This is a genomic window from Burkholderia sp. LMG 13014, from assembly GCF_905232215.1.
Classification (GTDB): Bacteria; Pseudomonadota; Gammaproteobacteria; order Burkholderiales; family Burkholderiaceae; genus Burkholderia.
The window spans coordinates 1-1,282 of the sequence record NZ_CAJNKE010001006.1 but is presented as its reverse complement, the minus strand read 5'-3'; the positions used below and the strand labels follow the sequence as shown (position 1 = coordinate 1,282).

The window sequence follows — 1,282 nt, the reverse complement described above, 5'->3', positions numbered from 1 at the left end:
ATCGCAATCGGCGAGCGTCAGCCCCGATTCGGCGAACAGCGCCTGGATGGCCGGCAGCACGCGCGTGCTCGACACGGCGCCCGTCAGCTCGTGGCGGACCCAGGTTTGCGGGGTGGAAACGGCGTCATCGGCGTGGGCCGAGCGCAGCAGCGCGACCGAGCAGTATTCGGTCGACGTATCGATGGCGAGGAGCACTGTTTGCGTCATGGGCGACATTGTAATGCGACGCCCCGCTCCGACGGGCGATCGGGCCCGATCCGCGTGCATGCGCAGGCCGGATGGCGGTTTGGAAGGATCGCTCGACCCCGCGCGGCGGTCCGCTTGTTAAGATCGCCCGACCTGAAACCCTTACGGAGACACCCGATGAGCGAACTCACCACCCAATTCGACCAGGCCCAGATCGACGTCAAGCAACTGACCGAACGTCCGGGCAACCTGACCCTGCTGCGCCTGTACGCGCTCTTCAAGCAGGCGACCGACGGCGATGCCCATGGCGACAAGCCGGGCTTCACCGACATCGTCGGCAAATACAAGTACGACGCCTGGGACGCGCTGAAGGGCACGTCGCAGGATGCGGCAAAGCAACAGTACATCGAACTCGTCGAATCGCTGAAAAACGGCACGGCTTCCTGACCGAATCGCCCCCGGCCGCAATAGGCAATCAAATCAGTGGCGCAGCGCAGCAAATCTCTTTATAATGCTGCCTGCGTCATCTTCCGCGCTCGGCTCGCAAGCCGTTCCGGCCTGACGCCTAGTAGCGTTAAGCTCCAATCCGGTTTAGAACCTGTCCCCTCCTGCTTCGACCTTCACGGTCGTCACTTATCAGGCTGGCGGCCCCGCTCCTGAAGCGCGCCGCACCCAAAACAGCTTCTAATGCCTCATCCGCTGAAGGTTCGGCGGATTGCACCCCCGTTTCCCGATTTGCTCGCTGAATCCGACGACTTGGGTATGCGCGATTGGCGCCGACGTTTCACCCACTGTGTTTCAAGGATTGTTATGACTTCGAGCATCAACTCCAGCCCGCTCAACGCGATCGCCGACCAGGCGCTCGGTCTCGACGACGCCGCCGTACCGGCCGCGGTCGAACCGGCGTCGGACGAGCCGAGCTTCGCGTCGCTCGGGTTGTCGCCGGAGATCGTCTCCGCGCTGCAGGCCGCCGGCTACGTGAAGCCGACGCCGGTCCAGCAGCGCGCGATTCCGGCCGGCATCGCCGGCCGTGACCTGCTGGTCTCGAGCCCGACCGGTTCGGGCAAGACCGCTGCATTCATGCTGCCCGCGATCG

2 protein-coding genes and 1 pseudogene are annotated in these 1,282 nt (G+C 64.3%); 2 read left to right on the top strand and 1 reads right to left on the bottom strand.

Annotated features, from left to right (window positions below; translation table 11 throughout):
* Positions 1-216 (bottom strand): annotated as a pseudogene (locus tag JYJ84_RS36930) (tRNA (adenosine(37)-N6)-threonylcarbamoyltransferase complex dimerization subunit type 1 TsaB); the annotation flags it as partial.
* A 147-nt stretch (positions 217-363) separates the two neighbouring features.
* Here JYJ84_RS36930 and JYJ84_RS36925 point away from each other — a divergent pair.
* Together JYJ84_RS36925 and JYJ84_RS36920 are read left to right on the top strand one after the other, a co-directional pair.
* A complete protein-coding gene (locus JYJ84_RS36925) occupies positions 364-633 on the top strand; it encodes an acyl-CoA-binding protein (RefSeq protein ID WP_043189214.1) in 270 nt (89 codons plus the stop codon).
* Positions 634-996: 363 nt separating this feature from the next.
* Positions 997-1,282: DEAD/DEAH box helicase (locus tag JYJ84_RS36920; protein WP_205190327.1), on the top strand; the 286-nt coding region annotated here is incomplete at its 3' end.

What these genes read in the sequence shown, in the direction of transcription:
- JYJ84_RS36925 (WP_043189214.1), top strand. Translation starts at nt 364, where the DNA reads ATGAGCGAACTCACCACCCAATTCGACCAGGCCCAGATCGACGTCAAG.